Genomic DNA, 15,329 nt, shown 5'->3' with positions numbered 1-15,329 from the left:
CATTCTCCTTTCCTTGAGGGCAATTCTGCTCCTGCTGCATACGCAGCTATTCGCATACGCGAAAGTTTGACATGGCGATAAGTATTGCGAATTTTTTATTCGATAGTCATTACCCACCATAACCCCGTAGGGCGCACTTATACAAACTCTCCGAGTTTGAAGTGCGCCAAAGAGGGAAAACTCCCTCTCTGGACTCTCCCTTATGCAAGCGATACCGCTGGGGTGCCATACAGCACGTGTTTGAATATGCAGCTATAATTACCGCTTTGGCTTTTTCGTTGACGAAGATTTCTGTTGCGTATTGCTCCGGTCGTCCCTTTCAGGGTTCTGTTTCCGAAACTGGGTAAGCAGACCAATAGCTTTTTCCTTTTCGGACTTCGGTATGAACAATTCGTACTTGTCCTTATTGTAGAAAATAAACTCACACGGCACACCTCGCTCCTGCAAGTATTTCTCATATTGTTCCAGTACAGGCATTTTGTCATGTATTGCTAAAGCATCAGACACCTTACACCCGATATTGGTTTCGATGTATTCAATCGTATTCTGCTTATGTTCTGCACGAATAGTCCGCATCTCCTTTTCCAGCTCAGCTATCTCGGTTTCAAGATTGCGCTTGCGTATCCTACGATTCTTGTTTCCCTTTTCGGTTTTGAAGCCCTTTCGCTCAACAGCGCAGACCTCGACACCCAGATGTATCTGCGGTATTCGATCTATGCCCTGATCCTTGTAACTTCGATGATCGACCCGAGCGTCTGAAACGAAATATAATTTGTGGTTACACAAATCCGCCCAACGCTCCCGCCATTCAAGTAAAAGCTTGCGGTCATTCCACGCTCGCTCCTTTTGTGTGAATCCATTCTTGTCCACGCGGCGTGTGGTCAGAAGAATATGCACATGAGGATTTCCGTCGCCCTTGTCGTGAATGTCAAAATCACAGCACATACCTTTGCTTACAAAACACTGCTCGCAGAACTGCCGCACCAGATCAATTTGGTCTTCTCTCGACACTTCGCGCGGCAATGCCGCATTGATGCTACGAGCGGTTTGGGAGTTCTTGCGCTTTTCAGCACACTCGGCAGCGTTCCAGAGTTTGGCTCTGTTGCTGTATTCGGGCGGTGCAGATTTCGGAAGCAATATCTCCTTGTGGACAACTTCGTGCTTGTTTCGGTAATCGTGGATCTTACCATCACGCTCATTCTTGATCTTCTCGCCTGCTATGTATGCTGCACTTGCTACGCAACTGCCCCCACTCGTTCGCGTGACCATTTTGACGTTGAAATGATATATTGCTGTTATGCGCCTTCTTTCGGTTTGGATTAATCTTGATATGTACATACGTTCGAACGTATAATAGATTATAGCACAGATGTTCTTGCTTGTCAAGAGCTTTTCGAAAAAATGTTCGATTACATAAATTCTTGTTGGATAAATGTAACCGTATAACCAACCGCACCTACACCTCCGAAGTCTAATGAAGTATAATATACTCCAAGCAACATCATAGACAAAATCAGCTACACTAAAGACTATGGTGGAGTTCTTTAGAAATGTAGACACGGAGAAAAACAATGAGAACAAGTACAACACAGCTATCACAACGGTAAAGATATTTCAAATCATATTAGTATAATACATGAATCTTGACTTTTCAAATGGAGCATGATATACTAAGACTATTCAAAATAGCATTGATTGAATGTAGACGTATTAAACATACATGAGGTGAAACCATGACTCCAAATGCAAAGCGAGGCTTTATGCCGACAGATGAACGGGATTTTTGCGAAAAGGCACTTCCTAAGCTGAGAAAAGCGGCTGAAGAGGTCTACTTTTTGCTGAATCGTGGTTATCCTGTTACAAGTACCACACGTTTCATTGGCGACCATTATCAGTTATCTGAGCGTCAGCGTCTGGCACTGGCTCGCACGGTATCTCCTAAGGAAAAGATCATTTCCAGAAAGAGTCGTGAGATGACAGACATTTCAGGAAAAACGCTTTATATTGATGGATTTAATTTCATCATCGGTCTGGAAATAGCCTATTCTGATTCAATGCTGTTTCACTGCATGGATGGCACTATCCGTGATCTGGCTGGTCTGCATGGTACTTACAGATTGATCTCGCAGACGGATTCTGCAATTCGTGCTTTACTCGAATCTTTAAAGGAGCTTTGTGTGGAAAAGGCGGTCATCTATCTAGATCAACCGATATCCAATTCCGGACGGCTCAAACAGAGGATCCTAGAATCAGCAGAATCAATTCCGTTTTCACTGGAAGTAGAGATCGAGAATCCGGTGGATGCGATACTAAAAACTAAACCGCTGGTTGCATCAGCAGACGCGATCATTCTCGATGAATGTCAGCAGTGGTTCAACCTTGTGAAATACGTTGTAGAAAAGCAGATCGGCGATTATCCTTACATTGAGATCATGCAGGAATTAAATCCTGTTTAAAAATTTCGAGAATCCACAGAAAAAAATCACACCAAAAGGGATTAACTGCCTTAGTTAAAACGTACAGTAACAAAAGACCTCCTATGGCATATTAGAAACCATAGGAGGTTTTGTTATAGCAAATAGCTACAGAAACATATCAACTTAACAGTACATTGAATCCATTCATAATGGTTCTTCCGATAGGGCTGACCCAAGCATCATCCTTGAGCACACCTGTAATTGCAAATAATAATAGTTGTCCGTCACCTGTGAGCCATATTCTTCCTTCGCCAGTATAACACATTCCAACCCATATTGAATTTTTATCATAATTATCATACATCCATTTTTCTTCATATTCATCGCTGTCAGCGCTGACTTGGCAGATGCCGTGTGATAATTTACTAAAGATCTCAACTTCTTGTCCGTCATGTGCCTTACATATAATTCCAGAAAATTCTTCAAAGAATGCTTTCTGTTTATCGGTCAAGGTTATGCCAGCTTCTTCACATTCTCCAATAAGATTGGAAATATCAACTTTCCTGCCTTCATACCAGCCTCCATTTTTAAGGCGTTCGTAAGTTTTTGGTGAAATAGGAGCATGATAATCATATTCGACCTTCATAAAATAATCAAAAAGTTCCTCGATGCTGTCTGCGATTTTCTTTTTTGACTGATTATAATAACATCCATCATTCAGAAGATATGCACTCTCTATCGTATAATCATTAATAGAATTTCTACAATCAGAATTTACAATTCTTCCGATAGACACAGCATTTTGATCAAATTCTGACCAGTATTTAGTGGGATTAATAAGCGGCTCAAAATAAAAACGTAATCTGTCACCGGAACCCTGTTCGATTCTGTCAATATAAAAGTTGCCGTATTCTTTGACAAGTTCTATGATTTTATCTCCAAAAGTAATACCGTCATCAATAATACTTAAATTGCAATCTTCTAATTGATGTTCAAGTGTTCCGTTGATTGTTCTGAAACCAGGGTCATATTTTATATCGTTAAAAGTTATCATATTTATTCTCTGCCTCCAAACGTAAACTGACAATTTTCGCATTTTGGCATATACTGGCCTAAGCTCCTGCTTCCTCCCTTACTATTCCAATATGTGGCTATTGATCCGCTGTATCGTCTGCATATAATTATTTTGGCATGGATAGATTACTTCTTTAACGCTAGTCAGATAAAGCTCTCTCCCTTGGCAGTTTATTATCTATTCAGCTCTTCAATAACCGGGATAACATGGGCGAGAGTTTCACAGCACGCAAACATCAGCGCTGAGGTATCTTCATCGGGCTGAGAAAGATCGGGGACGAAAACAGGCACACAGCCCGCAGACTTCGCAGAACGGATACCGTTTGGGGAATCTTCAAGAGCTATACATTCAGCGGGGGGCAGACCCAGTTCTGCCGATGCTGTGATATAGATATCGGGGTCGGGCTTGGAGCTTTTTACCATATTTCCGCACACGACTTTGTCGAAATGGTGGTACACACCGATGGATTCCAGATACAGCTTTGTGCGGACATTATCTGTAGCTGTAGCAACTGCAAGGCGCAGACCTTTATCCTTGCCGTAGGCGATAAGTTCATCCAGCCCCGGCTTTTTTTCAATGCCGTTTTTTTCGATATATGCGTTCATCAGTTCGATACGTTTAAGGCGGACTTTCGCGTAATCAAAATCGGGACTTATCTCCTTTTGCAGTTTTGGACCCGCGTATTTTCCCGCAAGGGAGCGTATACCGAGAACGTGTTCCTGCTTCATTTCCCAGCCATAGAAAGCTGCGGCTTCACGCCAGAAGCGGGTGAGCAGTTTTTCGGTATCCACCATAAGTCCGTCCATATCGAATATCAGTCCGTTTATCATTTTAGCTACCTCACTTTTTTTGCAAAAGAATTATATAACACTATGATTTTATCATATCGTATCTGATAAGTCAAGAGCCGGGTCAAACAGCCTGATTTCGCGGAACAAACCTGCGAACAAAAAAAACTGAGCCCCGAAGCACTACGAAATGCTTTGGGGCATAAATTTTATATCATCATCCGAACGAGAGGAATTTTTTGTACACTTATTCTTTTTCCGATTCTTCCGCAGAATCCTCAGCCTTTTCTTCCGCATCTTCGGATTCTTCTTCCTCCGCTTCATCCCCAAGGAATATCTCTTTCTGCATATCCTTCAGCTCATCATCTTTCAGCTCTTCGCCGCCGATAGTTATACCCTCAGCAGTTATATCCTTGAAAATGAAACCGTCATGCTCTACATTCACCGTGACTTCCGCAGATATTTTGCCGTGCCTTCCGCTGTATACCAGTTCGTATATATCCCCCGAATGTGTACAGTCACATTCGTAAGCACCATCATCGAACCAGCCCTCCAGCATTTTTCCCACGGTCTTTTCATCGTCAGATGTCTTAAAGTTCATCACCGATACAGGAGTATTCTCAAGCCTTTCGGGAACAGTCTTCTCGTTCACTGTCAGTCCCTGAACAAATCCGTTGGAGATAAAAGCCGCCGCGGTAAGTATCACCAGAACAGCGCTTCTGGTAGCACCCGCGTGCAGTATCTTGTCCCTGCGGAACAAGTACAGCGGCGGTATCCACACTGCCTTTGCAAGACTTTTCTGTGCCGTATCATCAAGGTCATCTGCGTGTTGAAGTTCAAATTGTTTAAGATCAGCCCGACAGCCGAAAAATATCATGAATATCACCAACAGCCAAAGCACCGCACCGGAATACTTATCCACCGCAAAGCTCTCCAGAACTATACCTGCCAGCGGTAGCAAAGCCACACACCAAAGCCCGCCGCCTACCGAGCGCTCGCCCCTTGCAAGCTTAGGTTTCAGCTGAATTTTCTGCTCGGGTGAATACTGCCAGCTGAACTGCATATTATTAGGATCCATCTTTAATATTTGTACCTCCAAGTGATATTAGGCTCTCTGCGGCAGTAATATCTGTCCCTGCCCACAGTCCGCCTGCCGTACTCTATAGCCTTAGTCGGACAGCCGTTTATGCAGGACATACAGTGCATACATTTCTCGCCCCATACAGGTCTGCCGCCTACCAGACTTATACTGCCGTAGGGACAGGCTTTAACACATCTGCCGCAGCCCGTGCATTTATCCGTCGTCCTGAATTTTCTGCTTGAAACGCAAGCACCGAAAAACCATGGGTTCACCAGCTTAGTCAAAGGCTTCAGCAGCTTCATATCCAGATGATCTTTCAGAACTTCTCCGCGGGATATGGTATTCACGATAGATACTATCTCGCTGTCCGCCATTCTGTAGATATGCCTGCACTCCTCCTCTTTCGGGGGCTTGTACATGATGATATAGTTCTCGGGCATAGGCACGCCTGCAAATCCCATAAAAGTCATGCCCTTTTTCTCGCATATCTTTTTGAGATACTTTGCCGCGTCCCCTGTCTGAGATTCGCAGGTCGCAACAAAGTATACCTTGTCGCTGCCCCAGAAATCAGAACGTTCCAGAAAGCCCTCCACCAGCGGCGGGAACCTCCAGGCATATATGGGTGCACAGATTATATAAGGCGCCTTTGAATAGAACTTCGTCTTAATGCCGGTTCGTATGTATTCTCTCATATCCTTGACTTCATTGTGCAGAAGCTCGCCTATCACCTCTGCCACATAACGGGTGTTGCCCGTACCGCTGAAATATAAGACCATCTTGTCACCTCGTCTTCTCAGAATCCTCCGCAGCCACAGCTTCCTCAGCCTTTATGAAAAGCTCATACACAGGGGCTATCTTCTCGAAATCCGCCGCCACCCTTTCGCAAAGCTTGTCCCCGAAAAACAGCTCGGGATCATCACTGGAATGTAGCACCACGGGATTTCTCCTGTTCAGCCAGTTCTTGTACCTTACGGGCTCATTGGGATACCTGTCACGCTTATAAGGCTCGCCGTCAAGCACAAGGCTGTCCTGACTTTCATAAGCGTCTATAGCTTTCACCGCCGCTTTGTCGCGATTGAGTATATACATACGCACCTTCTCAACAACAGGTGATGGTATATTGTAATACCCGCAGCCCCAGCCCAGATCATCGGGACTTATCCAGAAGAAAAACTCAGGCTTGCTGACGAACCGCTCTTTCGGGCGCATAAGTGAGAACCATATGCTTTTTCTGAAAAACATACCGTCCCTGATAAGCCTTACATCCCTGTAGATACGGCTGACTTTCTTTGGCGAGCATACTATCCTGCTGTCGATGCGCCCCATAAGCGGCGTAAGATATTCTATCATCTCCCGCATGGGAACAAGTATCTCCTTTTCGTAGGTCTCCTTGTTCGCCTTGAACCATTCCTTGTCATTGCGGGTGTAGTTTTCAAATAAAAACTGCGGTGCATTAGGTGTGAATGGCATAACCGTTACCTCTGCTTTCTTGTCATCGTCTTCTCTTTTTCACGTCTTTCGTCCTGCGTATCCGACCCCTGTCAGGTTATAACGAAATTATCGTCCTCGCATTCGCCGTCCAGGCTGTAAATGCAGTAGTATTCAGCAAATTCGGGACTGCTGTCCTTTTTGTAAACATCAAGATCAACCTTGATGAAATCACGGCTGAACTTTTTTGATACCACAAAGGAATACCCATAAAGCCTGACTTCCACCTGATCTTTGTCCGTCAGCCCGTACTCTCTGCTTTCCTCTCTCGTGATATCGTCTGTAAGATAGTTTTCAAAGCTCACCCAGAAACTGTCAAAAGTCCGCTTCACCAGATCATATCTTTCAACTATCTCATCAAGTTCATCTCTCAGCATATTTCCTCCCTGATTTACGATACATGGGGTCATACGTCTATTCAGATATATTATAACCTATTTTTCCCAAACAGTCAACAGCTTTATTCAGATTTGAGTTTTTTCCGTATGATTTGCCGATTTACAAAGTAATCGTAAAATGTTATAATTTTAAAGTATCATATAATGCGGAGGTATGTCCTGTGGCAATTGAGTATAAACGTGCAGACTTAAATGACCTTGAAGCCCTTGTTTCATCAAGGATAAAAGTACTCATAGCGGCAAACAAGCTTCCCGAGGATACGGATATGTCACTGATAGAACAGCAGTCCCGTGATTATTACAAGAAGTCCCTTGCTGACGGCACCCACACCGCCTACCTCGTTTATGACGGTGAAGATATCATCGCCGCAGGGGGAGTAAGCTATTACAGGGTAATGCCCACCTGCGATGTCCCCACAGGCAGAAAAGCCTATATCATGAATATGTACACCGACCCCCGATACCGCAGACAGGGCATAGCCTATAAAACTCTGTCCCTGCTTATCAAGGATGCTAAATCAAAGGGTGTTGATTTCATCTCTCTTGAAGCCACAGATATGGGCAGACCTCTCTACGAAAAATTCGGATTTGTGGGTACGCCCCATGAGATGATACTTCCCGCAGAATGACAGGAGGAATGTAAATGTACAAATTTTCGGACAATGATATAAACCATTTCTCTCTTCACGACTGCCGTGCCACCAAACTCACCATCAGCGACCATAGTCTGACTTTTGAGTTTGAGGACGGCTACTATCTCTGCGGCGGCACGATGCTGAACCAATACACAGGCAGGTCGGAAGTCAGCTTCACAACTCCATCCGACAAGCCCGACTGGAACATCAGCATATATGTATTCGAGTATCTTGATACCGATGATGACAGCGAGGAAAGCAGAGCGATAAGAACCTCCATACCCTTGGATAAATTCACCGAACTGCTGAACAACGGCGCACAGCTGGAATTTCTTGATGAATACAGCGGCTATGAAAAATTCTTCTATGACTGCGTGCTGTGGTACCCTAAAGGCACAACACCCCGCACTATGGACTGTCAGATATTCATCAGCGCAAAGGATATCACCTACCGCTGGAACGAGGTAAAGACCGAAGGATAACAGCGTGAAATTTCGCTGTATTATAAAAGTAAGTAAAGTATATTATGTTAAGGAGTAAAGTAAAATGATAACAGTTTCAAACGTCAGCCTTTCCTTTGGAGGGCAGCTGCTTTTTAAGGATGTTGACCTTAAATTCACAAACGGCAACTGCTACGGCATAATCGGCGCTAACGGCGCAGGCAAATCCACTTTCCTGCGTATACTAAACGGCGAGCTTGAACCCACCACAGGCGAGGTAGCTATAACCAAGGGCGAGCGTCTTTCCGTGCTGAAACAGGACCACTTCGCATTTGACGAGTATACCGTTCTGGACACCGTCATCATGGGCAACAAGCGCCTTTATGATATCATGCAGGAAAAAGATGCTCTCTATGCAAAGGAAGATTTTTCAGATGAAGACGGCGACCGCGCAGGTCAGCTGGAGAGCGAATTTGCCGAGCTCAACGGCTGGGAAGCTGAATCCGATGCTTCCAAGCTGATACAGGGTCTGGGTCTTTCCGAAGACCTTCTCTATCAGCAGATGTCAGGACTTTCAGGTAATGAGAAAGTCAAGGTACTGCTGGCACAGGCACTTTTCGGCAACCCCGATATCATCATGCTGGACGAGCCTACCAACCATCTGGATATCGATGCTATCCGCTGGCTTGAAGATTTCCTTGCTGATTATTTTGGTACTGTACTCGTTGTCAGCCACGACAGACACTTCCTCAACAATGTCTGCACACACATCGTTGATATCGACTACACCAAGATAAAGATGTATGTGGGCAACTACGAATTCTGGTACGAATCCTCACAGCTGATGCAGAGACTTATCAAGAACCAGAACAAGAAGGCCGAGGAAAAGATCAAGGAACTTCAGGAGTTCATCAACCGATTCTCAGCCAACAAGTCCAAGTCCAGACAGGCTACTGCAAGACGTAAGCTTCTCGATAAGCTGAGCGTTGAGGAAATGCCTGCATCATCAAGAAAGTACCCATTCATCGGCTTCAATATCGACCGCGAACTGGGCAAGGATATACTGAAAGTCAACAATGTATCCAAGACAGTCGATGGCGTAAAGCTCCTGAACAACGTGAGCTTCACCCTCTCACGCACCGATAAGGTGGCATTCATCGGTGAAAGCGAACAGGCTATAACCGCTCTCTTCAAGATACTCGCTGAGGAGACCGAGCCTGATGAGGGTACTATCAAGTGGGGCGTTTCAACTTCACGTTCCTACTTCCCTGTTGATAACTCCGAGTATTTCAACGGTCACACCGAAAGCATAGTTGACTGGCTCCGTCCCTACTCTACCTCTGAGGTAACAGACACATTCCTCCGCGGATTCCTTGGACGTATGCTGTTCTCGGGCGACGAGATATACAAGCCTGTTGAGGTACTCTCGGGTGGTGAAAAGGTAAGATGTATGTTCAGCCGTATGATGCTTTTCGGCTCAAACGTAATTCTTCTTGACCGTCCCACCAACCATCTCGACCTTGAATCCATCACCGCAGTAAACAACGCTCTCCGTGATTTCAAGGGTGTAGTCATCTTCGCAAGCCACGACCACGAGATAGTACAGACAGTTGCAAACCGCATCATCGAGATAACTCCCGATGGCTGTATCGACCGTGCAGGCACCTACGAAGAATTCCTTGAATGGAGAAGAGAGCAGGGCATGAAGTCCTTCATCGAATAACTTTTTTAATTCATAACTATTGGCAGTGGTGCGAGTGTTGCGCCTTGTATCCAAAGAGCGTATGCAGAACAAAATGCATACGCTCTTTTTGTGTAATATTTTACCATTTTTGATGGTTAAAATTATTTTTTCTTTGAGCCACTCATTAAACAACCCCTGTTTTTCGAGGCTAATTATCCTTAAACAGTTCTTAACATAAATCATTGTGAATGTCAATTATTTAATATAATCAACATTTCCTGCAACTCTCACAAAAGAAGCCACAAAATCGCCGTAAAAATCAGACCTCTCAAAAATCCCCCCTAATAAGTTCAAAAAAACTTAATTAAAAAGCCCCCGCTGTATGTTATAATTTTATCAGATTCCTCAGTTGAAACATTTCATGTCCGAGGTGAATACTTTGTCCGATAAGAAAAAACTAATACCGATACTGATATCATCAGCAGTTTGTATACTGATGGTGGCAGTAGCGGAGATGACGGGCGAAAAGGAGATCATATTTCCTGAGATCGCAGCTATCGCCATAGGCACGCTTGCCGCCCCCACACAATCGTGGAACGCAAGCAAGTTGCGCATGATAACGACCGTGACCATCGCCGCCCTGATGGGCATGGCAGTTGTCAGGTTCGTACCTTTTCCCCAATATATACAGATACCCGTAGCGCTAACAGCTTCAATGGCGCTGATAACGCTTTCGCGGACGAATTTCCTGCCCGCGATATCAGCTTGTCTGCTGCCCATACTTCTGGTGACCCACAGCTTCTTCTATCCAATTTCGGTAGTTGTCACCACAAGCCTGATACTTTTAGCGCAGCATATCCTTGAACAGACAGGCTTGCGCGAGAAGCACAACTTTGTCCCGATAAAGCCCGACAAAGCACTTGTGAAGCTACGCATAGCGCAGGTAATAATTTCAAGCCTGATATGTTTCCTGCCCACCGCAAACGGCAGACCTTTCCTTGTAGCACCGCCGCTTCTGGTGGCTTTCGCTGAAATGACAGTCCCCCATTCCCGCATCAAGAAGAACATGAGAACTGCCACCATAATGATGGCGCTCTGCGCTTTCCTCGGCTGTTCGTCACGACTTCTTCTCACCGAGATACTGGGGCTTCCCTTAGCCCTTGCGGCAGCGATCACCTGCTGTGCGGTAATGTTCGCAGTTGACAGAACAGCCTTATATTTCCCGCCATGCGGTGCGATTGCAGTTCTGGCATTCGTTATCCCGCTGAATGCGCTATTGATATTCCCCTTCGCAGTGACCCTTGGTTTCCTGGCATTCGCCGCACTGACGATGCTGACTTCCGATCATGTCATCAAGGAACAAACTGAGACTGCACACGAAGAACAGGAACACGCCGAAGCACTAAACCATATATAAATTAATGTCCCGAAGCATTTGTATAGTGCTTCGGGGCATTTTGTTTTTCTGCTGTGATTGATTGTGTGGGAGCGGAGATTTGTTTTGGTCGGTAGTTTGCGAGTTGTCGCCCCTCGTACCTCGGGTCGAGAAATCAACGAGCGTACCGCCGTTGATTTCGGGCGCGGCAATATTTTTACGGACATAGTTTGAGCGTATGCATACAGTCGCATACGCTCGGAATTTTTTGTATTGCCGCGCCTTATTTGGTCGAGAGTGCGCTGTTCTATTTACAGCACGGTTGCCACGTCGCTTTGCGCCTTGACCGAGAGGCTCTGCCTCTCGAGCTCTCCGCAAGCCTTTCGCGAAAGGCTTGAGCCAATGTTCACTAGCGATAAAGCGCTAATACAGCCGTATGCGGCCTTTTTGCGTCTGTCGAAATCCATTCCGTCAAGAACTATCCTCGATTTCACGACATTGAACCTGAAAATGATCTCGATTTCCTGCATCCTGTGACCACTGGATTTATCGGGTTCATGGACTATGATCTTCTCGATCATTTCTCGCAGGTTCTTTGGTGTTAATTCGTCGATATGCTTTATTTTCTTTACAAGCTGGATGAAATCATGTATGTTCGAGCATTTTTGCTCCTTGTCCTCGATAAACTTGGTGAGTTCTGCGACTTTCACCTTAAGCTGTTCCTGCTCGTTCTCGTAGTTTTTGGACATAACTTCAAATCGTGAATCGCTGATCTTACCCGAAACGTTATCCTCATAAAGCCTTGTAAACAGCCTGTCCAGCTCAGTTATGCGCTTTTCGGATTTTGTCAGCACCTTCTTGGCAGACTTAACTTCACTAAGATGCTCGGTCGTCTTGCTCTCAATGGTCGTTTTCACGAACTCCTCTTCGTTTTTGGTGACTGTACCGAGAATGCTGTTCATTTCCGCAAGGACTACCTGTTCAAGCACCACCGTCCTTATGTAGTGCGCTGAGCACACCTTGCTGTCATACGAATAACTCCCGCATTTGAAATGTTCGGTGCTTTTGCCCTCTTTCGAGTGTCGGCAGATATACATCAGTTTGCCGCAGTCGGCACAATAAACGATGCCCGAGAACGGGTTGATCTCGTTGGTCTTTTGCTTGCGCCTTCTGTTTTGACGAATTTCCTGAACTACGTCGAAATCCTGCTGGCTGATTATCGGCTCATGGGTGTTTTCAAAAATCACACGATCTTCGACCGGATTTGTCAGTGTCTTATGGCACTTATAGGATTTCTACCTAGTCTTGAAGTTGACCGTTTTGCCCAGATACTCCTGCCGTTCCAGTATGTCGACAACTGACTTGCAGTTCCAGCGATAGGGTTTTTCGCAGGTTATCTGACCTGTGGACTTTAGCTCGTTGTAAGCTGTTGGTCTGAGTATCTGTTCGTCTGTCAGGATATTTGCGATCTTCATCGGACCGTAGCCCTCGATGCATAAACGAAATATCTTCCTGACAACAGGTGCGGTCTCCTCGTCAATGACCCATTGGTCTTTGTCATGCTCGGACTTTTTATAACCATAAGGTGCGATAGGTGACAGCGGTTTGCCCGACATACCTTTCGCCTTGAATACAGCTCTGATCTTTTTGCTGGTGTCCCTAGCATAAAAGTCATTAAACACGTTGCGGAACACCATCATATCGTTTTCAGACTTTTGCGTGTCCACATTATCATTGATGGCTATGTATCGCACGTCATAATCTGGGAATATCATTTCGATGTATTGACCCGTAACGAGATAGTCACGTCCAAGTCTGCTGAGGTCTTTTGTTATGATAGTGCCGATTTTTCCGTTTTCCATATCTCTGACCATGCGCTGAAAATCGGGTCTGTCGAAGTTAGTCCCCGACCAGCCATCATCGACATAGAACTCGGTGTTATAAAAACCATTCTTCTTGGCAAAATCCAGAAGCATGGCTTTCTGATTGGTTATGCTATTACTTTCACCCTGCAGATCATCGTCATTACTCAATCTGCAGTACAATGCTGTGATCTTGTCTTTCATATGATCCTCTCTTTCCGACGATCACAGCGAATCATTAATATTATAGCACAAATGTTCTGAATCGTCAATGCCAAATGTGCAAATGACCCGCTGTTACTTCGATTATTTATGCCGTCAGGACGACATCGCTTTGCAAATCTCTTTTGAAACCAACCTTTGGAGTAAGTCTTCAAGAGACTCACCACATTCAAGGTCAAAATAGGTTTTAACGATATAGGTCGTATGACCAATCTTGTACTCCCTCACCGAATTCAGCTCGTAGCGCGGGTTCTTCTGTTCTTCTTTTGTAAATGTTGTATCTGTATTTCTATTCAAATAATGTTACCTCCAAGTTCTGATTGTTATATAGCCATTATCTGCGTGGTTTAGTCCTTTTAGGCTCAGCCTGCACCTGCTTCTTCACCGCAGGCTTATCGAAATCGGGTAGCTCCTTGAAACCTTTCTTGTCAACCATAAAGGCTCGCCCCTCGACCTTGATCACGAACCCGACATAGATACTCTTGTTAGTATCGTAGATGCTTTGCAGCCGCTGATAGATGCTCTCACCTTCGGCATCATACCAATTGCCCTCCGACACCTTGCCATACTCTGCTGCGGTCGGAACAGCTCGGTGCTCTACATAATCCATGTATCTGTCGTTGGTCGGAATATAGACTTCATACTTCTGCTCCTGCAAATGCCGCAGCTTGTCCTTCTCCTGCTCGGACATTCTCGCCTTGACCTCGCTGACCATACGCGAGATGTAATCACCAGATGACGATTCATTGTATGTATCTGCGATGGATTGGTAATCACGCTCTTGTTGACGGAACTTTACAAGCATATCGCTGTACTGCTCGATTTGGAACGCTTCGATCTCACCAGCCTTGATACTATTTTCTATTTCAGATATCTTCTTCCGAACTGCGGACAACTTTCCTTCGACTTCTCCTATTGAAGTGATCTGCTCGGAGTTGATAATATTCAGTTGTTGACTAAGATTCTCCAAATCGTCCTGTACCTCTTTGGCGAATTTCAGCTTGCGGGTTTCATAGCTGTACTCCTGCATCACATCATCAATGATCTCATCAGGAGATTTGGGTGGCTGTCGTTTTGCGATACTTTTTTCAATGCGTCTTGCAAGCCTTGATTCCTCATATCTTGCCCCAAGAGTTTTCAGACGAATGGCTCGTCCTTGTTCAGGGGCTTTGACGGATATGAACTTGCCACGCTTGACAGTGTATCCTTGTCCCTCAAGAGTTGATAGCAGTTCATCAAGCAAAGATGCCGACTCCACTAGCATATCAAGGCGGACTCTGATGCGCTCTTTCCACGAATCACCGAGCCTACGGTGAAGCCACTCGCCGTATGACATTGAGTTCGGTTCGTGATTGGGGCGAGCTCTAAGCTGTTCCATAATACCGATACCATGCTCACGGCAGATGCCGTCCGACGCATGACGGATATCCCAGAGCGTTTTCCACTTGCTGTTGAACTTCTTTCCCGACAGGCTGTAAGGGCATAGTAACACATGGTTATGAATATGGTCTTTGTCTGTGTGGGTGCAGACCATAGCTTGAAAGTCATCACCGAAAGCCTTGCGCACCCACTCGATACCTATAGCATGAGCTTCCTCAGCTGAACACTCACAATGCGCAAATGACTGAATCAGGTGAAACGCTTTTACGGGCTTATCACCTTTGGTAGGCGGCTTGGCGTTAAACTTTTTGCGCGAGTATCTTTCGTAGGTCATGGCGAGCTGCTGCATAGCAGTGTCAACGTCCGTTTCGAGGTTCAGCCCGGTAACGAGCGTTCGCTCTGACGTTTTTTCGGGGTTCATTATGTAGAGCAGCCTAGCGCGGAGTGAATTGTGGATAGGTAGGCTCTTGATGTATGGCGTAGT

14 protein-coding genes and 1 pseudogene are annotated in these 15,329 nt (G+C 45.3%); 5 read left to right on the top strand and 10 right to left on the bottom strand.

Annotation, left to right across the window (positions count from 1 at the left end; all coding sequences use genetic code 11):
- Positions 1–258: 258 nt before the first annotated feature.
- The gene (gene mobQ / locus BM265_RS05470; RefSeq protein ID WP_143098677.1) at positions 259–1,338 is read right to left on the bottom strand and encodes a MobQ family relaxase; all 1,080 of its coding nucleotides are present in this window, start codon (positions 1,336–1,338) and stop codon (positions 259–261) included.
- A gap of 395 nt (positions 1,339–1,733) precedes the next feature.
- On the opposite strand from mobQ, the gene BM265_RS05465 reads away from it, so the two are divergent.
- Entirely contained in the window at positions 1,734–2,456 is a 723-nt protein-coding gene (locus BM265_RS05465; protein ID WP_074960561.1) for a DUF434 domain-containing protein, read from the top strand.
- A 139-nt stretch (positions 2,457–2,595) separates the two neighbouring features.
- Here BM265_RS05465 and BM265_RS05460 read toward each other — a convergent pair whose 3' ends face one another.
- The 6 genes from BM265_RS05460 to BM265_RS05435 all read right to left on the bottom strand — a co-directional run bounded on the left by BM265_RS05460 (position 2,596) and on the right by BM265_RS05435 (position 7,226).
- Positions 2,596–3,504: an SUKH-3 domain-containing protein gene (locus BM265_RS05460; protein ID WP_207646954.1), complete on the bottom strand. Its 909-nt coding sequence runs from the start codon at positions 3,502–3,504 to the stop codon at positions 2,596–2,598.
- A gap of 161 nt (positions 3,505–3,665) precedes the next feature.
- Positions 3,666–4,322 carry an HAD family hydrolase gene (locus BM265_RS05455; RefSeq protein ID WP_074960559.1) on the bottom strand — a complete coding sequence of 219 codons (657 nt, stop codon included), beginning with the start codon at positions 4,320–4,322 and terminating at the stop codon, positions 3,666–3,668.
- A gap of 205 nt (positions 4,323–4,527) precedes the next feature.
- Complete coding sequence (locus BM265_RS05450) at positions 4,528–5,358, bottom strand: hypothetical protein (RefSeq protein ID WP_074960558.1); 831 nt, start codon at positions 5,356–5,358, stop codon at positions 4,528–4,530.
- Between the two features lie 2 nt (positions 5,359–5,360).
- Entirely contained in the window at positions 5,361–6,137 is a 777-nt protein-coding gene (locus BM265_RS05445) for an EFR1 family ferrodoxin (RefSeq protein ID WP_074960557.1), read from the bottom strand.
- Between the two features lie 4 nt (positions 6,138–6,141).
- The gene (locus BM265_RS05440) at positions 6,142–6,831 is read right to left on the bottom strand and encodes a DUF2461 family protein (RefSeq protein ID WP_074960556.1); all 690 of its coding nucleotides are present in this window, start codon (positions 6,829–6,831) and stop codon (positions 6,142–6,144) included.
- A gap of 71 nt (positions 6,832–6,902) precedes the next feature.
- Positions 6,903–7,226, bottom strand: coding sequence for a hypothetical protein (locus BM265_RS05435; protein WP_074960555.1), 324 nt, complete (start codon positions 7,224–7,226; stop codon positions 6,903–6,905).
- A 182-nt stretch (positions 7,227–7,408) separates the two neighbouring features.
- On the opposite strand from BM265_RS05435, the gene BM265_RS05430 reads away from it, so the two are divergent.
- The 4 genes from BM265_RS05430 to BM265_RS05415 all read left to right on the top strand — a co-directional run bounded on the left by BM265_RS05430 (position 7,409) and on the right by BM265_RS05415 (position 11,423).
- Entirely contained in the window at positions 7,409–7,876 is a 468-nt protein-coding gene (locus BM265_RS05430) for a GNAT family N-acetyltransferase (RefSeq protein WP_074960554.1), read from the top strand.
- Positions 7,877–7,890: 14 nt separating this feature from the next.
- On the top strand, positions 7,891–8,364 hold the full coding sequence (locus BM265_RS05425) for a hypothetical protein (RefSeq protein WP_074960553.1): 474 nt from the start codon (positions 7,891–7,893) through the stop codon (positions 8,362–8,364).
- A 64-nt stretch (positions 8,365–8,428) separates the two neighbouring features.
- Positions 8,429–10,045, top strand: a complete 1,617-nt coding sequence (locus BM265_RS05420) for an ABC-F family ATP-binding cassette domain-containing protein (protein WP_074960552.1) — start codon at positions 8,429–8,431, stop codon at positions 10,043–10,045.
- A 391-nt stretch (positions 10,046–10,436) separates the two neighbouring features.
- Complete coding sequence (locus BM265_RS05415) at positions 10,437–11,423, top strand: hypothetical protein (RefSeq protein WP_242940786.1); 987 nt, start codon at positions 10,437–10,439, stop codon at positions 11,421–11,423.
- A 398-nt stretch (positions 11,424–11,821) separates the two neighbouring features.
- Here BM265_RS05415 and BM265_RS19545 read toward each other — a convergent pair.
- The 3 genes and pseudogenes from BM265_RS19545 to BM265_RS05395 all read right to left on the bottom strand — a co-directional run.
- Positions 11,822–13,447: pseudogene (locus tag BM265_RS19545) on the bottom strand (recombinase family protein); the annotation flags it as partial.
- 114 nt (positions 13,448–13,561) lie between these two features.
- Positions 13,562–13,762: a transposon-encoded TnpW family protein gene (locus BM265_RS05400; RefSeq protein ID WP_074960548.1), complete on the bottom strand. Its 201-nt coding sequence runs from the start codon at positions 13,760–13,762 to the stop codon at positions 13,562–13,564.
- 37 nt (positions 13,763–13,799) lie between these two features.
- Positions 13,800–15,329 (bottom strand): relaxase/mobilization nuclease domain-containing protein (locus BM265_RS05395; protein ID WP_074960547.1); only part of this gene is annotated, 1,530 nt, incomplete at its 5' end.

The organism is Hominimerdicola alba (genome assembly GCF_900112155.1).
Taxonomy (GTDB): domain Bacteria; phylum Bacillota; class Clostridia; order Oscillospirales; family Ruminococcaceae; genus Hominimerdicola; species Hominimerdicola alba_D.
The sequence above is the reverse complement of the archived record's forward strand: the minus strand, read 5'-3'. Positions and strand labels throughout refer to the sequence as shown.